Source organism: Sphingobium soli, from assembly GCF_020782245.1.
Classification (GTDB): domain Bacteria; phylum Pseudomonadota; class Alphaproteobacteria; order Sphingomonadales; family Sphingomonadaceae; genus Sphingobium; species Sphingobium soli.
The window spans coordinates 164,152-184,033 of record NZ_JAJGNP010000004.1 but is presented as its reverse complement, the minus strand read 5'-3'; the positions used below and the strand labels follow the sequence as shown (position 1 = coordinate 184,033).

General features: G+C 63.1%; 17 protein-coding genes and 1 tRNA gene. 6 read left to right on the top strand and 12 right to left on the bottom strand.

The annotated features are described in order from the left end of the window. Positions 1 to 115: 115 nt before the first annotated feature. The 3 genes from epsC to uvrC all read left to right on the top strand — a co-directional run bounded on the left by epsC (position 116) and on the right by uvrC (position 3,152). The gene (epsC, locus tag LL253_RS07390) at positions 116 to 829 is read left to right on the top strand and encodes a serine O-acetyltransferase EpsC (RefSeq protein WP_009821579.1); all 714 of its coding nucleotides are present in this window, start codon (positions 116 to 118) and stop codon (positions 827 to 829) included. After that, a complete protein-coding gene (locus LL253_RS07385; protein ID WP_228226749.1) occupies positions 829 to 1,167 on the top strand; it encodes a DUF2794 domain-containing protein in 339 nt (112 codons plus the stop codon). Before epsC ends, LL253_RS07385 begins: the two co-directional genes overlap by 1 nt. Positions 1,168 to 1,238: 71 nt before the next feature. Then, positions 1,239 to 3,152 carry an excinuclease ABC subunit UvrC gene (uvrC, locus tag LL253_RS07380; protein ID WP_228226748.1) on the top strand — a complete coding sequence of 638 codons (1,914 nt, stop codon included), beginning with the start codon at positions 1,239 to 1,241 and terminating at the stop codon, positions 3,150 to 3,152. Positions 3,153 to 3,316: 164 nt separating this feature from the next. On the opposite strand, the gene LL253_RS07375 is transcribed toward uvrC, so the two are convergent. The 6 genes from LL253_RS07375 to LL253_RS07350 all read right to left on the bottom strand — a co-directional run bounded on the left by LL253_RS07375 (position 3,317) and on the right by LL253_RS07350 (position 9,149). Further along, positions 3,317 to 3,392: transfer RNA gene (locus LL253_RS07375), tRNA-Lys, on the bottom strand. A gap of 113 nt (positions 3,393 to 3,505) precedes the next feature. Beyond that, positions 3,506 to 4,618 carry a rod shape-determining protein RodA gene (gene rodA / locus LL253_RS07370; protein ID WP_009821582.1) on the bottom strand — a complete coding sequence of 371 codons (1,113 nt, stop codon included), beginning with the start codon at positions 4,616 to 4,618 and terminating at the stop codon, positions 3,506 to 3,508. Further along, on the bottom strand, positions 4,615 to 6,654 hold the full coding sequence (mrdA, locus tag LL253_RS07365; RefSeq protein ID WP_228226747.1) for a penicillin-binding protein 2: 2,040 nt from the start codon (positions 6,652 to 6,654) through the stop codon (positions 4,615 to 4,617). Before mrdA ends, rodA begins: the two co-directional genes overlap by 4 nt. Then, positions 6,651 to 7,178: a rod shape-determining protein MreD gene (gene mreD, locus LL253_RS07360; RefSeq protein WP_228226746.1), complete on the bottom strand. Its 528-nt coding sequence runs from the start codon at positions 7,176 to 7,178 to the stop codon at positions 6,651 to 6,653. Before mreD ends, mrdA begins: the two co-directional genes overlap by 4 nt. Continuing rightward, positions 7,175 to 8,086 carry a rod shape-determining protein MreC gene (gene mreC / locus LL253_RS07355; protein WP_228226745.1) on the bottom strand — a complete coding sequence of 304 codons (912 nt, stop codon included), beginning with the start codon at positions 8,084 to 8,086 and terminating at the stop codon, positions 7,175 to 7,177. The genes mreD and mreC overlap by 4 nt, the downstream gene beginning before the upstream one ends. 16 nt (positions 8,087 to 8,102) lie before the next feature. Beyond that, positions 8,103 to 9,149, bottom strand: a complete 1,047-nt coding sequence (locus LL253_RS07350; RefSeq protein ID WP_009821586.1) for a rod shape-determining protein — start codon at positions 9,147 to 9,149, stop codon at positions 8,103 to 8,105. A 156-nt stretch (positions 9,150 to 9,305) separates the two neighbouring features. Here LL253_RS07350 and mutL point away from each other — a divergent pair, with 156 nt between their 5' ends. Further along, positions 9,306 to 11,090: a DNA mismatch repair endonuclease MutL gene (gene mutL / locus LL253_RS07345; RefSeq protein ID WP_228226744.1), complete on the top strand. Its 1,785-nt coding sequence runs from the start codon at positions 9,306 to 9,308 to the stop codon at positions 11,088 to 11,090. An 8-nt stretch (positions 11,091 to 11,098) separates the two neighbouring features. On the opposite strand, the gene LL253_RS07340 is transcribed toward mutL, so the two are convergent. The 5 genes from LL253_RS07340 to ychF all read right to left on the bottom strand — a co-directional run bounded on the left by LL253_RS07340 (position 11,099) and on the right by ychF (position 16,209). Then, positions 11,099 to 11,566 (bottom strand): MaoC family dehydratase, encoded by a 468-nt coding sequence (locus tag LL253_RS07340; RefSeq protein ID WP_228226743.1) that lies wholly within the window; start codon positions 11,564 to 11,566, stop codon positions 11,099 to 11,101. Positions 11,567 to 11,619: 53 nt separating this feature from the next. Then, positions 11,620 to 13,173, bottom strand: a complete 1,554-nt coding sequence (locus LL253_RS07335; protein WP_228226742.1) for an alkaline phosphatase D family protein — start codon at positions 13,171 to 13,173, stop codon at positions 11,620 to 11,622. Positions 13,174 to 13,183: 10 nt separating this feature from the next. After that, positions 13,184 to 14,449 carry an alkaline phosphatase family protein gene (locus LL253_RS07330; protein ID WP_228226741.1) on the bottom strand — a complete coding sequence of 422 codons (1,266 nt, stop codon included), beginning with the start codon at positions 14,447 to 14,449 and terminating at the stop codon, positions 13,184 to 13,186. 103 nt (positions 14,450 to 14,552) lie between these two features. Beyond that, positions 14,553 to 15,047, bottom strand: a complete 495-nt coding sequence (locus LL253_RS07325) for a DNA-deoxyinosine glycosylase (RefSeq protein ID WP_228226740.1) — start codon at positions 15,045 to 15,047, stop codon at positions 14,553 to 14,555. Positions 15,048 to 15,108: 61 nt separating this feature from the next. Then, positions 15,109 to 16,209, bottom strand: coding sequence for a redox-regulated ATPase YchF (gene ychF / locus LL253_RS07320; RefSeq protein WP_228226739.1), 1,101 nt, complete (start codon positions 16,207 to 16,209; stop codon positions 15,109 to 15,111). A gap of 118 nt (positions 16,210 to 16,327) precedes the next feature. On the opposite strand from ychF, the gene LL253_RS07315 reads away from it, so the two are divergent. Then, entirely contained in the window at positions 16,328 to 16,783 is a 456-nt protein-coding gene (locus LL253_RS07315; protein WP_228226738.1) for a DUF983 domain-containing protein, read from the top strand. Positions 16,784 to 16,793: 10 nt separating this feature from the next. Here the strand turns inward: LL253_RS07315 and LL253_RS07310 are convergent, their stop codons facing one another. Continuing rightward, positions 16,794 to 18,209 (bottom strand): helix-turn-helix domain-containing protein, encoded by a 1,416-nt coding sequence (locus tag LL253_RS07310; protein ID WP_009821594.1) that lies wholly within the window; start codon positions 18,207 to 18,209, stop codon positions 16,794 to 16,796. Positions 18,210 to 18,332: 123 nt separating this feature from the next. On the opposite strand from LL253_RS07310, the gene LL253_RS07305 reads away from it, so the two are divergent. Beyond that, on the top strand, positions 18,333 to 19,865 hold the full coding sequence (locus LL253_RS07305; RefSeq protein WP_037542684.1) for an acyl-CoA carboxylase subunit beta: 1,533 nt from the start codon (positions 18,333 to 18,335) through the stop codon (positions 19,863 to 19,865). The last annotated feature ends 17 nt before the right edge of the window (positions 19,866 to 19,882 follow it).

Sequence of the window (19,882 nt, the reverse complement as noted above, 5' to 3'; positions counted from 1 at the left end):
AGCAAAGCAAGCACCTCTTTTCGGCGGGAATGTCCGGCCATGGGGTTGGTCTGGAAAAAGCGCTGCGGGAGGCCTATGTTGGCCGTCATTGGGTTCAGGATTTCAGGGACGCGGGATGCTGCGCAATCTTATTAGCTATATCGATTCGGTGAAGGCGCGCGATCCCGCGCCTCGATCCCGCGCCGAAATCCTGCTATATCCGGGCGTCTGGTCGCTTGCCTTTCACCGGGTGGCCCACCGGCTGTATCGCGCGCGGCTGTTCTTCCTGGCGCGCTTGGTCAATCACATCGCCCGTTTCCTGACAGGCAACGACATTCATCCCGGCGCGCGGATCGGCAAGCGCTTCTTCATCGACCATGGCTTTACCGTGATCGGCGAGACGGCGGAGATTGGCGACGATGTCACGCTCTATCAGAATGTCACGCTGGGCGGGACCGATCCCGCCAACGGCATTGCGGGTAAGCGGCATCCGACGCTGCAAGACGGCGTCATCGTCGGATCGGGCGCGCAGGTGCTCGGGCCAGTGCAGGTCGGCGCGCGGGCGCGGGTCGGTGCCAACGCCGTCGTGACCAAGAATGTGCCCGACGGCGCGACCATGGTGGGCATCCCGGCGCGGCAGATGCTGGTTGACGTTACCGCCTATCAGCGCGACTTCGTGCCCTATGGCACGCCCTGTTCCGACTGTTTCGACCCGGAAAAGCAGAAGCTGGAAATGCTCCAGTGCGAGGTCGAGCAATTGCAGAAACGGTTGGCGCAATTGATGGCCGAGCGGCAGACCCCGCAGTTGCCCGACGCCGATACGCTGTTCAAGGACCGTGACCGCGCCTGATGACCAATGTGACGCCGTTTCCCGCCGCGACTCCCGGCCAGGTCGGTTTTGAGCGGCCGGAACTGCAACGGATCATGGATCTTTATGGCCGGATGGTCGCGGCTGGCCATTGGCGCGACTATGCAATGGACATGGGGCGCGATGCCGCGATTTTCAGCGCCTTTCGCCGCTCCGCCGAACGCCCGGAATATCGTATCGAAAAGCGGCCGGCGCTGCGCAACCGCCAGGGCATGTGGGCGCTGGTGGGGGAAGGCGGCGCGATATTGAAACGCGGCGCGGACCTGCACAATGTGCTGGCGCCCGTCGAACGCAAGTTGCTGCGGATCGTCGAGGACTGAGACAGGCAGCAGGCTGGGCGATCGGCACGCCTGCCATTGCGAAACAGGACGGGAACGCTATCTGTCCCCTGATGTCTGGTCCCCAATCCCCCGATCGTTTCCACGAAGACAAGGCCACCTACACCGTCACCGGCAGCCAGCCGGATATCGACGCGGGGGTGGAGGCGATCCGCACCGTCCTCAAGACGCTGCCGATCCGGCCCGGCGTCTATCGCATGCACGATGCGCGCGGCGACGTGCTCTATGTCGGCAAGGCGCGCGCGCTGAAAAACCGTGTCGCCAACTATACGCAGGTCGATCGCTTGCCCAAGCGGCTGCAACGCATGGTCGCCCAGACCCGCAGCATGACCATCGTCACCACCAATAGCGAGGCTGAGGCGCTGTTGTTGGAGGCGCAGCTGATCAAGCGATATCGCCCGCCCTATAATGTCCTGCTGCGCGACGACAAAAGCTTCCCCTTCATCCTGCTGCGCGACGATCATGCCTTTCCCCGCGTGCAGAAGCATCGCGGGGCGCGCAAATATCAGGGGCGCTATTATGGACCCTTCGCCAGCGCCGGGTCGGTGACGCGCACGATCAATGCGCTGCAAAAGCTGTTCCTGCTGCGGTCCTGCACCGATAGTTTCTTCGCCAATCGCTCGCGCCCCTGCCTGCTTTATCAGATCAAGCGTTGTTCGGCCCCCTGCGTCGACCGGATCGACGAGGCCGGCTATGCCGAATTGGTGCGCGATGCGCAGGATTTCCTGGGCGGCAAGTCTACGGCCGTCCAGAAGAAGCTGGGCGCGGCGATGCAGCAGGCGTCGGACGCGATGGATTTCGAACAGGCAGCGGTGATCCGGGATCGGCTGAAGGCGCTGACCTTCATCCAGGGCAGCCAGGCGATCAATGCAGAAGGGCTGGGCGACGCCGACATTTTCGCGCTGGCGGAAAAGGGCGGGGCGATGTGCATCCAGGCGTTCTTCATCCGCGGCGGCCAGAATTGGGGCCATCGCAGCTTCTTTCCCGTCCATACCGCCGACGTCGTGACGGAGGAGGTGCTGGAAAGCTTCATGGCGCAATTTTACGAGGAAGTGCCGCCGCCCCGCCTGATCCTGGCCGACCGGCAGCCTGCCGAATGCGAACTGATGGCGCTGGCGCTGTCGGAGCGCGCGGGCGGCAAGGTGCGGATCGAAGTGCCGCAGCGGGGTGAGCGCACCCGTCTTATCAAGCAGGCGCAACGCAATGCGGTGGAGGCGCTCGACAGGCGGCTGGCGGAAACCACCAGCCAGGGCCGCATTCTTGACGAGATGGTCGAAACCTTCGGGCTGGAGGGTGTGCCGGACCGGATCGAAATCTACGACAACAGCCATATTCAGGGCGCGCATGCGTTGGGCGCGATGGTCGTTGCCGGACCGGAGGGATTCCGCAAGAACGCCTATCGCAAGTTCAACATTAAGAATCCGGAGATCAGCAACGACGATTTTGCGATGATGCGCGAAATGTTCGAGCGGCGGTTCGGTCGCGCCGCGCGCGAGGATCCCGACCGCGACAGCGGCGAATGGCCCGACCTGGTGCTCATCGACGGCGGTAAGGGGCAGCTATCGGCTGCGCGCGGCATATTGGAGGATTTGGGGATCGAGGATGTGTGCATGATCGGCGTTGCCAAGGGGCCGCATCATGGCCGCGAAGGGCGCGAGGTGTTTCACCTGATGGACGGCCGTGAAATCACCTTTCCCCTGAACCACCCTGTGCTGTTCTACCTTCAGCGCCTGCGCGACGAAGCCCACCGCTTCGCCATCGGCGCCCACCGCGCCAAGCGCAGCAAGGCGATCACCGTCAGCTCGCTGGACGAGGTCCCCGGCATCGGCCCTGCGCGCAAGAAGGCCCTATTGATGCACTTCGGCACTGCCCGCGCCGTCCGCGACGCCGCCCTGGAAGATCTGGCCAAGGCCCCCGGCGTGTCGAAGGCCGTGGCGCAGCAGGTTTATGATTATTTTCACGGGTGACGTGTGACAACGCCGCCGGGCATGGGCTAATCGAATCCACATTCGCGCCCATCATCATGGCAAATGCAGACAGGGGGGCTCACTGCGCGCTATCATATGCCATTGTAAGGAGAAGCATCCGCAACCGCATCGGGCGAGATCGATAGCCAGTGAGATGAAAAGAATGGTGGACGCACTAGGGCTCGAACCTAGGACCCGCTGATTAAGAGTCAGCTGCTCTACCAACTGAGCTATGCGTCCATCCGGGGCGGCCGATCGGGCCAGCGTTCCGAAGTGGGCGGACTGCTAGCAGCGGCGGCTCGTTTTGCAAACCCCTATTTGCAGCTTGTCGCGATTTTTTGCCGAAGTCGCGATCAGGCCCAGTCGCCGGGCCGCCGCTGCCGTTTGCCCGACCGGTCGATGGCCATGATGATGCCGATGCACAGCATCACGGTCAGCATCGATGATCCGCCGTAGGACATGAAGGGGAGGGGAATGCCGACCACTGGCGCCAAGCCCATCACCATCATGAGATTGATCGCCACATAGAAGAAGATGGTGGTGGTAAGGCCGGCCGCCGCCATCCGCGCGAATTTGTCCTGTGTCCGCATGGAGACGCGCAGGCCCCAGCGGAACAGGAGCAAGAACGCGCCGATCATCAGCACGCCCCCCAACAATCCCCATTCTTCGGCCATGGTGGCGAACACGAAATCGGTATGGCCTTCGGGCAGATAATCGAGGTGACTTTGCGTACCTTGCAGGAATCCCTTGCCCCAGATGCCGCCTGACCCGATCGCGATTTTCGACTGGCTGATATGATAACCTGCGCCCAGCGGATCGCTTTCGGGATCGAGGAAGATCAGCACCCGCTTTTGCTGATAATCGTGCAGAAAGCTGAAGGCGATAGGGATGGCCGCAGCGACGGTCAGGCCCGAACCGATGAACAGTCGCAGCGGCAGCCCGGCAAGAAACATGACGGTGACGCCGCCCGCCGCGATCATCGTTGCGGTGCCAAGGTCAGGCTGCACCAGCACCAGCGCCCAGGGCAAGCCGATCAGCACCAGTGCGGGCCAGATCGCGTTCCATCGTCGGATTTCGCCGACAGGCAGCAGCGCATAGAAACGCGCGACTGTCAGGACAATGACCGGCTTCATGAATTCGGACGGCTGCAGCTGCATGAACCCAAGGTTGATCCATCGCTGGCTGCCGCCCCTGACGCCCCCGATCAGTTCGACCAGCACCAGAGCGACCAGAATCGCCCCATAGGCGGGAAAGGTGTAGCGAGCAAAGACCTCAACCGGGATGCGGCTGAGCACCAGCGCCATGACGGTGAAGATGCAGAAGCGAACCGCCTGATTGGCGGCCCAAGGGAAAATGCTGCCGCCCGCGGAACTATAGAGAACGAGAGTGCCGAAGCCGGCGATTGCCAGCAATAACGCCAGCACGCGCCAAGGAAACTGCGTCAAGGATTGCGGAATGATGCTCATGGGGCGTCGGCCGCGTCGCTGCCATTGTCGGGCGCGGGAGCAGAGGCATTGGCGGTATCGGACGCATTGGACGCGTTGGCGGCTTCGGGTGGCGGCACTTCGCCCTTGCGGATCGCTTCGGCCATGCGAAAGGCGGCCATCTGGCGATTTTGCCGTTCGGCCGGTGTTCCGCCCCAGCCCTTTTCCAGAGTGACCAGCTTTTCCATCGCCCGCTCGGGATCGAAAAGATAGGACAGCGTATCGCTGGCGATCATGGGCGCGTCCTCATTGCGGATCAGGTGGCCGCCATGTTCGATGATGCATCCCACCGCATAGCGCGGCTTGTCGAAGGGCGCAAAACCCTGGAACAGGGCATGATCGCGCAGCTTGAACGCGAGCGAACTGTTGCCGCGAACGCCGCCGGCCCGTTCCGCCATGGTGATGCGCCGCACCTGCGCCGTGCCGGTCTTGCCCGCGATGAGGACATTCGGGATGTTCATGCGCGCCGCGCCCCCGGTTCCCCCGCCATTGACGACCGCGCTCATCGCATCGCGAATGATGACCAGATGCTCTTCGCTAGCGCCGACCAGCGCGGGGTCCGGGCGCGGCGCATCGTAGAGGAAATTGGGCATCAGTTGCCGACCGGTCGCCAGCCGCGCCGCCATCACCGCCATTTGCAGCGGGTTGATCAGCATATAGCCCTGACCGATGGTGGCATTCACCGTGTCATAGACCTGCCATTTCTGGTTATATTTCCGTTCCTTCCATGCGGGGTCTGGCACCGTGCCGTAACTCTGGCTGGGAAAAGGAAGGTCGAAGCGCTGCCCCATGCCGACGCGATGGGCCATGTTGGCAATGCGGTCCATCCCGATCCGCTGGGCCATCTGGTAGAAATAAATGTCGCAGCTCTGTGCGATCGCCCCGCGCATGTTGAGCGGGCCATGGCCGCGCCTTTTGTGACAGTGGAAAAGCGTGTTGCCGACCCGGATCGCCCCGCCGCAACTGATCGTCTCCTGCGGCCCCACGCCCGCTTCCAGCAGCGCCAGCGCCACCATCGGCTTGACGGTGGAGCCGGGCGGATAGAGGCCCTGCAAGGTCTTGTTGCGCAATGGAACATGATCGTCTTGCGAAAGCATATTCCATTCGAGGTGGCTGATGCCGTCGGAAAAGCTGTTGGGATCGAAACTGGGCATTGACGCCATGGCCAGCACGTCGCCATTCTGACAATCCAGCACGACGACGGCGCCGCTCTGCGTCGCCAGGCGGCGGCCGGCATATTCCTGAAGGCCAGCGTCGATGGTGAGCTTGATCGAGCGGCCCGGCGTGTCGGGTCGGGTGGTGAGTTCGCGCACGATCTTGCCGCGCGCGGTAACTTCGACCCGCTTTGCGCCGGGCTTGCCCGTCAGATGCCGGTCGAACGCTTTTTCCAGCCCGTCCTTGCCGACCTTGAAACCGGGGGTGATGAGGAGCGGGTCCTTGCGCTCCTTATATTCTTCGGCCGTGGCGGCACCGACATAGCCCAGCAGATGACCGACCGTCGCTCCGGCCGGGTAATAGCGCGAAAAGCCCTGGCTGGGCGCGACACCGGGCAGGTCGGGCAGGCGCACACTGACGGCGGCGAACTGATCATAGGTCAGCTTGTCGGCGACCTGCACCGGGCGAAAGCCGGCCGATTTTTCCAGTTCGTCGCGGATGCGGTCGATCTCATCCGATTCCAGGCTGAGCAATTGCGCGAGGTGGCGGATCGTGCCGTCTGCATCGACCATCCGCTGGGGGATGAGGTCGACGCGGAAATCCGTACGATTATTTGCCAGCGGCTTGCCATGCCGGTCCAAAATCCAGCCCCGCCTGGGCGGGATGAGCGTCAGGTTGACGCGGTTGCTTTCGGAAAGCGCGGTATAATGCTCATTTTCCGCGACGCTGATCCAGGTCATCCGGCCGATTAGCATCGCACCGATCGCGCCTTGCAAACCACCCGCCACCATCGCGCGGCGGGTAAAGGTGAAGGTCTGGCTGGCTTCGGTAACGGATTTGCGCTTGGACTTGAGAAACGTCATGCCATGACGCGCCAGCGATCGATCCGTGCGCACTGCCGGACTATGAAGGGAAAAAGCAGCATCGACCAGAGCATCTGCGGCGCGACCAAAAGCAATTCTATGCGACCCCCGCCCGTGACCCGGGCGAAGAACCATCCACCAATGAGACAGAAGATAATGGCAAGACAGGCAATTAGCCAGTCCTGCCGGTAACTGCGCCAGACCAGCCGGTGTTCGAACGCATCGACACCGATCAGCGTGATGGTCCACAGGAACATGGCCGATCCGATGGGCTGCCCGCTCATCAGATCGTCGAACAAGCCGAGCGGCAGCCCAATCCATGCCCGCCACAATTCGGGGCGGAGCAAACGCCAGGCGAGCAGCAGCAGCAGACCAAAGGGCGGCAGGACCGGCGACTGGGCGACGAACGGGAGCGCGGTAAGAGAGGAGCCCAGCATGACCACGATGACGGGCGTACCGACCAGGCGAAACCGGCCCGGATGGCGTCCCAGCCGGGGGACGTGGTGGAGATGCGGGTCGATCACGGCGCGCTCGCGTTGCCGGAAGGCGTTTCCTCGGCTGGTGTGACGGCCGGATCCTGCCGCGTGACGACCTCTTCGAAGGCGCGTTCGACGACGACCGCGTCGATGCGCGAGGGGTTGGCGAGCGGAAAGCCCCAGGCGATTTCGCCCTGAACCCGGACAACGACCGCGACAGGAATATTGGGTTGATAAATGCCGCCGATGCCGGACGTCACCAGCAGGTCGCCGGGCTTGAACGGGTTGCGACCGGCCGACAAAGCACGAATTTCCAGCGACCCGTCACCGCCCCCGGTGGAAATGGCGGGAACGCTGTCGTTGGCGCGGCGAACGGGAACGATGTTCCCCGTGTCGGTCAGCAGTAAAACTTCCGATGTGTTGGGCGTCGTGCTGTCGATCCTCCCAACCAGCCCTTCAGCCGCGCGCACGGGCATGCCGGGCCGGACCCCCTGCCAGCGCCCGGCATTGAGGCGGGCGAAGCGACGGGTGCTGCCCGAACTGGAACTGATGAGGCGGGCGGTCAGCAGATCGCTCTGATCCTCATCCACCAGCTTCAACAGTCGTTTGAGCCGCGCATTTTCCTGCGCGATGGCGCGCGCTTCGATGATGCGGTTGCGATCGGATTCGACCTGGCGGCGCAGGGAGACATTTTGAGAGCCCGCGCGCCAATAGGCGGCGAGCACTTCATCAACCGAGCTGATGCCGCTTACCATATTCTTGAGCCCAACCGAGATGGGCCGCGTGACTTCTGCTGTCACCGTGCGCAGGCCGGCAAAGCCAGTCGGATCGAAAATCGCGATCACGACTAGCAGCAGGCCCGCTACCGCGCCGACAACCGCGACGACATAGCTTGCAAACAGGCTATATTGCGCCTTCCGGTTGATGCCGGGGCGGCGGCTGGGTGGCCGCGCCATGTGCGGTCCCCTTCAATCAGGCGGTCTGGAGCACGCCCCGGAAGATCGGATCCTCCATCGCACGGCCAGTGCCGATCGCAACGCAGGTCAGCGGATCTTCCGCGATGGTGACGGGCAGGCCCGTTTCGTCGCGCAGTTCATCGTCCAGCCCCTTGAGCAAGGCACCGCCGCCGGTCAGGACGATGCCCTGATCAACGATATCGGCCGCCAGTTCAGGCGCAGTGTTTTCCAAAGCGATCCGCACGCCTTCGACGATGGTGCTGATCGGTTCTGCGAGCGCGTCGGCAATCTGGCCCTGGTTGATCGAGATTTCCTTGGGCACGCCGTTGACGAGGTCGCGACCCTTGATGTGGATCGTTTCACCGACGCCGTCTTCGGGCGGCTGCGCGACGCCGAACTGCTTCTTGATCCGCTCCGCCGTGGCTTCGCCGATCAGCAGATTATGGTGACGGCGCACGAACGACACGATCGCTTCGTCCATCTTGTCGCCGCCAACGCGGACCGACGTGGTGTAGGCAAGGCCGCGGAGCGACAGAACGGCAACCTCGGTCGTGCCGCCGCCAATATCGACCACCATCGAACCGATCGGTTCGGTGACGGGCATGTCGGCGCCGATCGCGGCGGCCATCGGCTCTTCGATCAGGAAAACCTGGCTCGCGCCGGCGTTGCTGGCGGCGTCGCGGATCGCGCGACGTTCGACGCTGGTCGAACCCGATGGCACGCAGATCACGATTTCCGGCGCGCGCCAGGGGCTGTGCTTGCCGCCATGCACCTTGGTGATGAAATGCTTGATCATCTGTTCGGCGACGTCGATGTCGGCAATGACGCCGTCACGCAGCGGACGGATGGCCTCGATCGAATCCGGGGTCTTGCCCATCATCAGCTTGGCGTCTTCGCCCACGGCCTTGACGCGCTTGACGCCGTTCAGCGTTTCGACCGCGACAACCGAGGGTTCGTTAAGCACGATGCCGCGGCCGCGCACATAGACGACCGTGTTCGCGGTGCCGAGGTCGATGGCCATATCCTGAGAGGAGAATTTCAAGAGACGCGAAAAGATCGACATGCCTTATCCTGTTTCGCCCGCCGTCCCCGCGAGGCAAAAGGGACCGGTCGGATTACGGTTCGCTCGGCCGCTTGCCCGTCGTCCTTGCCCCTTGCGGTGCAAAAAATTTGGGTTCGCGGCTCGCGGAGAGCGCTCGCTTGGGCTAGTCACTAATCAATGTCAATACGCCGTCTGCCTGAACATCTGGTCAATCGTATCGCTGCCGGTGAAGTGGTCGAAAGACCCGCTAGCGCGCTGAAGGAAATCGTCGAAAATGCGCTGGATGCGGGCGCGCATCGCATTGCGGTGCGATTGTCCAATGGCGGCTTGGACCGCATCGAAGTGATCGACGATGGCTGCGGCATGGATTCGGGTGAAATGGCGCTGGCCCTGGAGCGCCATGCGACATCGAAGCTGCCCGACGATGCGATTGAGAATGTAGCGACGCTGGGCTTCCGTGGCGAAGCGCTGCCCTCGATCGCCAGCGTAGCGCGGCTGTCGATCAATAGCCGCCCGCGCGGCGCGGATGGATGGAACCGCACGGTGGACAATGGCCAATTGGTGGCGGAAGGCCCGGCAGCACTGCCGCCCGGCACGCGCATCACCGTGGAGCAGCTTTTTGCCAGGGTGCCTGCGCGTCGCAAGTTCCTGCGGTCGCCCAAGGCCGAATATGCCGCCTGCCTCGACTGCATCCGGCGGCTCGCGATGGCGCATCCCGCCGTGGCCTTTTCCGTCGAGCATGACGGCCGGCGGGTGCTGGGCGTGCAGGAGGGCGAGGCGCGCGAGGAGCGGGTGGCGGCCCTGACCGATCGCCAACTGGCCGACAATCATGTCATCGTCAGCCTGGAGCGGGAGGGCATTCGTCTGTCCGGGGTCGCCTCCTTGCCCACGTACAATCGTGGCGTGGGCGATCATCAATATCTGTTCGTCAACGGCCGGCCGGTGAAGGACCGGCTGCTGATCGGCGCGCTGCGGGGCGCTTATGCCGACATGCTGGCGCGCGACCGGCATCCGGTTGTCGCCTTGTTTCTCGATGTGCCCGCGCACGAGGTGGACGTGAATGTGCACCCGGCCAAGACCGAAGTGCGCTTTCGCGATCCTGCGCTGATCCGGGGCATGATTGTGTCCGGCTTGCGGCGCGCTCTGGATGCGGAGGGGTTTCGTGCGGTGCAGCACGCGGATCCGGCCGGGCTTTCGGCCTGGCGCCCGGAACCGGTGTCTCCTACGCCGATCGGGGCGATGCCGATATTCGAGGCGGCCGGACAGCCTGTCAGCTACAACCCGTCGTTCCAGACTGTCGCCGATCGCCGCGCCTCCTTTCAGGCACCGCCGCCGCAGGCGCGCGCGGAACCGGCCGCCGCGCCCGCGCCCGAAGGCGCGAGTTTTCCCCTGGGGGTGGCGCGGGGGCAGGTGGCGCGGACCTATATCGTTGCCGAGGCGGAGGATGGGCTTGTCATCGTCGATCAGCATGCCGCGCATGAACGGCTGACGCTGGAGCGGATGCGGCGGGCGATGGAGGGGCAGGGTGTGGCCTCGCAAGCGCTGTTGCTGCCCGAAGTGGTGGAACTGGACGAACCCGCCTGTGACCGGCTGGAGGCGCGCGCTGGCGAATTGCGCGAATTTGGGTTGGAACTGGAGCGCTTTGGCCCGTCAGCGATGCTGGTGCGTGCCGCGCCGGCGATGCTGGGCCAATCCGATGTGCAGGGGTTGGTCACGGATCTGGCCGATGATCTGGCGGCCTATGACAGCGCCCTGTCGCTGAAAGAACGGCTCGATCTGGTGGCCGCGACGATGGCGTGCCACGGATCGGTCCGCGCCGGCAGGGTGCTGAGCGTAGCCGAAATGAACGCCCTGCTGCGCGAGATGGAGGTCACGCCCCGGTCAGGTCAGTGCAATCACGGCCGCCCCACCTGGGTAAAGCTGGGCCATGGCGACATCGAAAAACTGTTCGGTCGAAAATAGCAGCCGGTTCAGGCCGGGCGGGTGCGCCACATGGCGATGGGGATCATCGTCATCACCGGTTCGTCATGCTGGTTGAAGATCGTCACCTTGTTGCGGACGATGCCCATTTCCGGCCGCGTGAGCGATGCTTTCTTGTCGATCACCTCTGTTATGCCGTGCAGCGTATCGCCGGGGCGGACAGGACGAAGCCAGCGTAGTTCATCGACGCCCATCGCGCCAAGGCTTGCCGCCTGGCGCGCGGGATTGGCCTGCATGTCAGCAACGAACATCTTCATGAACAGGGCGGTAGTGTGCCAGCCGCTGGCGGACAGGGTGCCGAAATGGGTTTGTGCCGCTGCCTCGTCGGACAGGTGAAAGGGCTGCGGGTCGAATTCCGACGCGAAGGCGATCACTTCCTCGCGGGAAATGGTAAGCGGGCCAAATTCGAAACTGTCGCCAATTTCCAGGTCTTCGAAATAATGCAGGTCCTGCGCCATCGTCCGTCTCCTTGTTGACAATGGCGTAAGACCAGTTTCCGTTTACGTCAATGTCAGGCGATTATCAGCGATGGTTGTCCGTGCGGCACCGTGATGCTGGCCCGGGTGGCGATGCTGCCGCCTGCTGAGGAAACCCGATCCATCACGCGGAATTGCGTGGTCCATGCATCGGGCGTCACATCACAGACAAGATAGCCGCGTTGGTCATTGATGAATTTGAGCTGCGAATTATCCCGCAGCAGCATGTCGCTGCCCGCGCGCAGGTCCGATCCGTCACCGCCCGATGAAATGGAGGTCGACACAAATTCCACCGCCACCGGCTTGTCGCCGCTTTCCAGCAGCCCGGCATAATTTTGATGTTCGTCCCCAGTCAGCACCACGACATTATCAAGGCCGCGCATCTTGGCGAGCAGCCGGTCACGCGGAACGCGATAGGCCGCCCATGTGTCCATATTGTAGATGGGCTCCTTTTCATCGGCATAGCGCCGACGATCGAGCGACATCATCATCACTTGCTGCGCCAGGCAGTTCCATTGCGTCTTGCCGCGGGTCAGGTTGCGCGTCAGCCAGCCTTCCTCCTCGGGCGAGAGAATCTGGGCCTTCGCGTCATCCATGGCTGCGCAATAGGGTTTGAAGCCGTCGCCGCAGGGTTGGTCGCTGCGGAAGGAGCGGGTGTCGAGAAAATCGACGGCAAGAAGGTCGCCAAAGCGCGCCTCCCGATACATGTCGGTGATGATGCCGTTGCGCGGCAGCATTGCAGCGCGGACAGGCATATATTCATACCAAGCCTGAAGCCCGGCCTGACGGCGCAAACGGAATATCTCTGCGGGCGACTGGTCGCGGCCGTCAATGTCACCGACCCAGTTATTCTGGATTTCATGATCATCGAAGGTCGGAAACCAGCTGTGCTGGGCGCGCGCGGCCTGAAGATCATAATCACTCAGATACTGGGCGTAGCGCAGTCGATAGTCGGCCAGATCGAAACAATCCTGCCCGACATGGTGGCGTACCTGGTCGACGGGCAAGCCATCCTTGTCATAATCCGGCCCGCGCTGCTTATATTCATAGATGAAATCGCCATAATGATAGACGAAGGCGAGATCATCCTCCTTCGCCAAGTGACGGAAGGCGGTGAAATACCCATCCTCGTAATTCTGGCATCCAGCAACGCCGAATTTCAGGCGCGGGGGGCTAGCAGACGCTAGCGGCAACGTCCGCGCGCGGCCGCGCATCGACCGGTCGCTCCCCAGCGTGAAGCGATACCAATAGGGCCGGTCGGGCTGAAGCCCGGTGACTTCGACATGGACGCTGTGGCCCAGTTCCGGCCGCGCAGTCGCTTCGCCCTTTGCGACGATGGTCTTGAAGCGATCGTCGCTCGCCACTTCCCATGCGACCGGCAGCGCCACCATCGGCATGCCGCCATGCGCTTCGAACGGCTTGGGCGCCAATTTGGTCCAGATGACGAAGCCATCGGGGGCAGGGTCGCCGGACGTAACCCCCAGCGCGAAAGGATAGCCGGCAAACCAGCTTTGCGCCCGGACGATGGCGGGGGCGCCGATCAGCGGCGTGGCGGAGGCAACGGTCAGAAGCTGGCGGCGGGTGAACATGATTGCTCCTTTATTGCGCAACGATGCCCGAAAGGGCGGCGGGATTGCCGTCGGAGGGTCGGGGCGTAACCCCGATCAGCCGCGCGAGCATTGGATAGACATCGACATTGGTGAAACCGGGAGCGGGCTTCGCGCCTTTCACGAAGGCGGGGCCGTTGGCGATAAACAGCGCCTGCATGTCAGGCGCCTGATCGTCCCAGCCATGGTTGCCGCCCGTCACGGCCTTTTTCGGCGCGGTAGCCTGCACTTCCCAGCCGGTCTGCCCGAGGCAGAAATAGGGCGGAATGCGGCGGTGCGTGCCATAATGGAAACGGGCGGGAATCTCGCTTTTGCGCCAGCATTGCATATGGGGATGGGGCTTCAATAGCGCGGCCTCCAGCGCTTTTTCATGGCCGGGCACCGCCGCCAGGGTCGCATAGGGACCGCTTTCGACGACGCGATAATCCGCGGGATTGGCCACCCCGTCGAGCGCCACCACGCGATCGCTGGAATTGGCCGCCATGCCATGGTCCGCCACGATGACGAGGTTCGCTGGCTGGCCCATCGCCTTCAGTCCCTCGATCAGATCGCCGACGCGGGCGTCTACCTCTGTCAGCGCGCTCGTCGTTTCCGGCGCATCGGGGCCATAGATATGCCCGGCGGTATCCACAGTGTCGAAGTAGAGTGTCACGAATTTGGGCCGGATAGCGACTGGACGGCGCAGCACGTCGAGCACCATGTTGACCCGCTGCCCGCCATTGATCGCCTGGTTGAACTGCGCCCAGTCGCTGGGGCGCGTGCCCCCTGTGATGGTGTAGGGCCAGCCCTGCTCCTTCGTGCCGCCCCAGGGAACGTTGGAGCCGGGCCAGAACATGGTGGCGGTGCGCACTCCTGCCTTTTCCGCCGTTACCCAGATCGGCTCTGCCTCATTCCACCAATAGGGATCATCGCTCGCCATGGTGAATTTGTCGTCCGGGCGGCTCGCGTCCTCCATGCTGTTGGCGACGATGCCGTTTCGGTCGGGCCTGTTTCCCGTCACGATCGCCCAATGATTGGGGAAGGTCTTTGTCGGGAAAGAGGCGCGCATGGGCGCCTGGACGCCATCAGCGGCGAGCGCGGCAAGATGCGGCGTGACTCCACGCGCAAGATAGTCGGACCGGAAGCCGTCGATCGACACCAATATGGTGACCGGTGCGCGCTGTTCCGCTGCCGCCACAGTAGCGCCGGGCTGCGCGGGGACCGTGGCGCAGGCGCCGAGGCAAAGGAGGGCAGGGGCAAGGAGGGAAAGACGAAGCATGGCGACTCTATTTGATTATCGACAATTGTGCGTCGCGCTTAGCAGCAAGGATATGACGGTAAAGTGACCGATTGTCCCAGCCCGGTCAGATCAGCAAATCCTATCAGACCAGATGATCGCGCAGGGCCATCCACCGCTCCCGCTTCGCTTCCCGTGAAAGACTGGCATAGGCGCCCGATGTCGAGGGGAGATCGAGGAGCGTAATGCCGGGGCGATCCGTCAATTGCCTGCGGCCGTGCAGGGCAGCGGTTTTGCCGTTGAAGGCGATAGCGCGAAGGTCGGGCAGCCGTTCAACGAAATCGGCGAGGTTGCGCAGATCGGCCTGGCGAATCCGGCTGTCGAGACTGCCTTCGCGCTGCGCGCTTTCCATCACGTCCCACAGGCCCACATGATGGGCGCGCAGGCGCTTCAGGCGCATGGCATAGGGCTGCGCACGCAGATTTTCACCAACGACATCGCCGATCAGGTGCCAGAAGGCGTTGCCGCGATGGGCATAATATTCACCCTGCCGGATCGACGCATCACCCGGCAAACTGCCAAGGACCAGCACGCGGGTCGCGGCATCTGCGCTGGGCGGGAAGGCAAATTTCAGCGGCATCGTTTCCTTAAACGCATGTTCCGCTGAAACCGGGAGATCCAACTTCGCGGCGGCGGATAGATCACACGTTGAAGCGGAACAGCATGATATCGCCGTCCTGAGTGACATAATCCTTGCCTTCGGAGCGCCACTTGCCTGCTTCCTTGGCCCCGGCCTCGCCCTTATATTGGACATAGTCGGCATAGGCCATGGTTTCGGCGCGGATGAAGCCTTTTTCGAAATCGGTGTGAATCGCGCCGGCGGCCTGGGGCGCCTTGCTGCCCTTGGCGACGGTCCAGGCACGTGCTTCCTTGGGACCCACGGTGAAGAAGGTGATGAGGCCGAGCAGCTCGTAGCCGGCGCGGATGATGCGGGCGAGGCCGGCTTCGGTGAGACCGAGCGCTTCGAGATATTCGGCGCGTTCCTCCACGGGCATGGTGATCAGTTCGGCCTCGATCGCCGCCGACACGATCACGGCCTTGGCATTTTCGGCCGCCGCCTTTTCAAACACGCGGGCGCTGTGCGCATTGCCGGTTGCGGCGCTTTCTTCCTCGACATTGCAGACATAGAGAACGGGCTTTGATGTCAGCAATTGCGCCTGCGCGAAAAGCCGTTCCTCCTCCGGGTCGCGCGGCACGGTCAGGCGCGCGGGCTTGCCGTCGCGCAGCAGATCGAGCGCCTGGCCAAGGACCGATGCTGCAGCTTTCGCTTCCTTGTCTCCCTGTGCTGCCTTCTTGGCGAGATTGGGGACGCGCTTTTCCAGGCTTTCAAGGTCGGCGAGCATCAGTTCGGTTTCGACCGTGTCGGCGTCGGCAATCGGGTCGACCTTGCCCTCGACATGGGTGATGTCGTCATCCTCGAAACAGCGCAAAACGTGAACGATGGCGTCGACTTCGCGGATATTGGCAAGAAACTGGTTGCCCAGCCCTTCGCCCTTGGACGCGCCGCGCACCAGTCCGGCGATATCGACGAAACTGAGCTGCGTTTCGATGATCTTGGCGCTGCCGCCGATTTGCGCGATGGTCGAAAGCCGGTCGTCGGGCACCGCGACCCGGCCTTCATTGGGTTCGATGGTGCAAAAGGGATAGTTCGCCGCCTGCGCCGCCTGCGTTTCCGTGAGCGCATTGAACAGGGTGGACTTGCCCACATTGGGAAGACCGACGATACCGCAACGAAAACCCATTTGACTGCCTTATTAGATCGGGGTGATGGACGCGCCGATAGCGCCTTGCGCGGACAAAGGCCAGCCTTGGACAAATGGCGCCATCGACAGGAACGCTGGCGTAGGCGATAGAAAGATCATGGCACAGCAGGATATCGAACTGGACGAGGCGTTCTGGACCGACGCGCATGGCGGGCGCTGGAAGAAGCGACCGGCCTATGAGACCGGTGCGCTCGGCCGTTGTCCGCGCTGCGGAGAAGGACATATTTTTCGCGGTTTCCTGACGATCCGCGACCATTGCGAGGTGTGCGGGCTGGATTATAGCTTCGCCGACCCGGCAGATGGGCCGGCGGTCTTTGTCCAGCTGTTTGCCTGCGTCCCCGGCGTCATCTTCATCCTGATGCTGGAGATCATGGCGCGGCCGCCATGGTGGGTGCATCTGGCCGTGGGCCTGCCGGTGGTAATCCTGACAACGGTCCTGCCGCTGCGCCCGATCAAGGGATGGCTCGTCGCCGCGCAATTTACGACGCGCGCGCAGGAGGCAGGGACGGCCGACCTGTGGGCGAAGTTGCACAAGGATGGACGCGGCGGCTGAACCGGGCGCGTCAACCGATCCAGTAAGGCACGATCTGGCGATTGTCTGGATCGACATGGATCGGCCGGTCAGCCGGCGGGAAGGCACGCTGGTCGCAGCTCTGGCGCGGGCACAGGCGGCAGGTGATGCCGATGGGCGTCGCCGCGCCTTCCTCCTGCAAATGCAGGCCGTCGGCGTAGACGAAATTCGCAGCATGCGTCACTTCGCATCCCAGCACCACGGCGTAGCGGCGGGGCGTGCGCTTGTAGCTGCCCGATGGCTTTACCAGACCTTTCGCCATGGACACGTAGCGGACGCCGTCGGGCGTTTCGCCAAGCTGGACGTTGATCCGGTCGGGCACCGCTACGGCCTCATGGACGTTCCAGAGCGGACAGGCGCCGCCAAAGCGTGCGAATTGCAGCCGGGTGGCGCTGTGCCGCTTGGTGATGTTGCCGGCCATGTCGACCCGACAGAAAAAGAAGGGGATGCCACGCAGGCCGGGCCGTTGCAGCGTGGAAAGCCGGTGACAGGCCTGTTCGAAACTGACGCCGAAGGTGCGGGCGAGCCGGTCAATATCATGTCGCATCGTCCGCGCGGCTTCCCGGAAAGCGGCATAGGGCATCAGCAGCGCGCCAGCGGCGTAATTGCCAAGGCCGATCGCCAGCAGCCGGTCAGCACCCGGCACGGGCAAAGCTGCCTTTTCCACGACATCGGCGATCACCGCCTGACCCTCCAGCATCATCAACTGATGCCCCAGCATGAACTTGCGGCTTTCGGTCGGCAGCGCGGCGTTGATGAACAGCCGGCGATCGGCGGCGCGATAGGCGCGCAGGGCGCTGTCGGGGGTTTCGGCGATCAACGTTTCGATGCCGTGGCGGCGGGCCAGCGCTTCGACCAGCATCCCTTCGTCCAGCACCTGGCCCGCCGAGAAGCTGTCGGCCATGTCCTCCGCCAGGCAGTCGAGCACATGGACGTAATTGCCGGATTCGTGAAACCAGTCGCGCGCCGCTTCCCAGGGGAGGCGCGCCTGGATCTCATGATCGTTGGCGATCGCCTCCTCGATCATGTTGATCCGTTCATTGGCGCGCATATGGGCATTATAAAGATCGACATAGCGAGCAGCGAATTCGGGAAACTGCAAGTGCAGCTTCTCGATGCGTTCGGGCTCCATCAGCGTGCCGGGCAGTTCTGGATGGGCGAGCGCATAGGTGAAGGCGCCCAGCAATTGCTCCTCCTCCCGGCTGTCGAAGCTCGCCCAGTCCGTCGGGAAGGCGCTGGCGACCGCGGCCTTGACCTTTGCCGTCAGCGGCCGGTCGTCATTCTCAAGCTGGCTGAGATAGGATACGGATATGCCCAGCGCCTGCGCCATCGTCGCCTGGTCCATGCGATGGTCCAGGCGAAGCTGGCGCAGGCGAGGACCTGCGAAGATACGGTTGCCGCGTGCCATCTGACTGCCTTAATTTGCGAAGTCGTGATTTGCAAATTGGCAAATTCGCATTTGCGAAGACGCGGCCGCGCTGTCTAGGAGGGACGCCAACCGGTCTGAGCCGCTTTCGGAGAGATGCCCACCATGTCGAAGCTCGCCATCATTGAACAGTTGGAAGCCAAGCGCGACGCCGCTCGGCTGGGCGGCGGTCAGCGCCGCATCGACGCGCAGCATGCCAAGGGCAAGCTGACCGCGCGGGAGCGGATCGAAGTGCTTCTGGATGAAGGCAGCTTTGAAGAGATCGACATGTATGTCGAACATAATTGCGTCGATTTCGGCATGGACGAAGCGCATGTGCCGGGCGACGGCGTCGTTACCGGCTCAGGTACCGTAAACGGGCGTCTGGTCTTCCTCTTCAGCCAGGATTTCACCGTCTATGGCGGCGCGGTGTCGGAACGGCACGCGATGAAAATCTGCAAGATCATGGATATGGCGATGAAGGTCGGCGCGCCCGTGATCGGCCTGAACGACAGCGGTGGCGCGCGCATCCAGGAGGGCGTGGCATCGCTGGGCGGCTATGCAGAGATTTTCCAGCGCAACGTGCTGGCGTCAGGCGTGGTGCCGCAGATCAGCGTCATCATGGGACCGTGCGCGGGCGGCGCGGTCTATTCGCCTGCTATGACGGACTTCATCTTCATGGTGAAGGATAGCAGCTTCATGTTCGTGACCGGCCCCGATGTGGTCAAGACCGTCACCAACGAAGTGGTCACGCAGGAAGAACTGGGCGGCGCGGTGACGCATACGACCAAGTCAGGCGTGGCGGACGTGGCGTTCGAAAATGATATCGAAGCGCTGCTGGCGGTCCGAGACTTCGTCGATTTCCTGCCTGCGTCGAACCGCGATCCTGTGCCTGAACGACCCAGCGCGGACCCGTGGGACCGGATCGAACACAGCCTCGACACGCTGATCCCGGCCAACGCCAACCAGCCCTACGACATGCATGAACTGATCCGCAAAGTGGTGGACGAGGGCGACTTCTTTGAAGTTCAGCCGGCCCATGCGGGCAATATCCTGTGCGGCTTCGGCCGGATCGAGGGGAAGACGGTGGGCATCATCGCCAACCAGCCGATGGTGCTGGCGGGCGTGCTCGACATCAACTCGGCGAAGAAGGCAGGGCGCTTCGTACGCTTTTGCGATGCGTTCGAAATTCCGATCGTGACGTTCGTGGACGTGCCGGGATTCCTGCCGGGCACCGCGCAGGAACTCAACGGCATCATCAAACATGGCGCCAAGCTGCTGTTCGCCTATGCTGAAGCGACTGTGCCCAAGATCACGGTCATCACGCGCAAGGCCTATGGCGGCGCCTATGACGTCATGAGTTCCAAGCATCTGCGCGGCGACCTCAACTATGCCTGGCCGACCGCGGAAATCGCGGTGATGGGTGCCAAGGGCGCGGTGGAGATCATCTTCCGCGGCAAGACGCCTGAGGAGATTGCCGAGCGGACGAAGGAATATGAAGACCGCTTCGCCAACCCCTTCGTGGCGGCGAGCAAGGGCTTCATCGACGAGGTGATTCAGCCGCATTCGACCCGCAAGCGCATCGCGTTGGGGCTGCGCAAGCTGCGGAACAAGCAGTTGGAAAACCCCTGGAAGAAGCACGACAATATCCCGCTGTAAGCGGTATCGTAACCGGC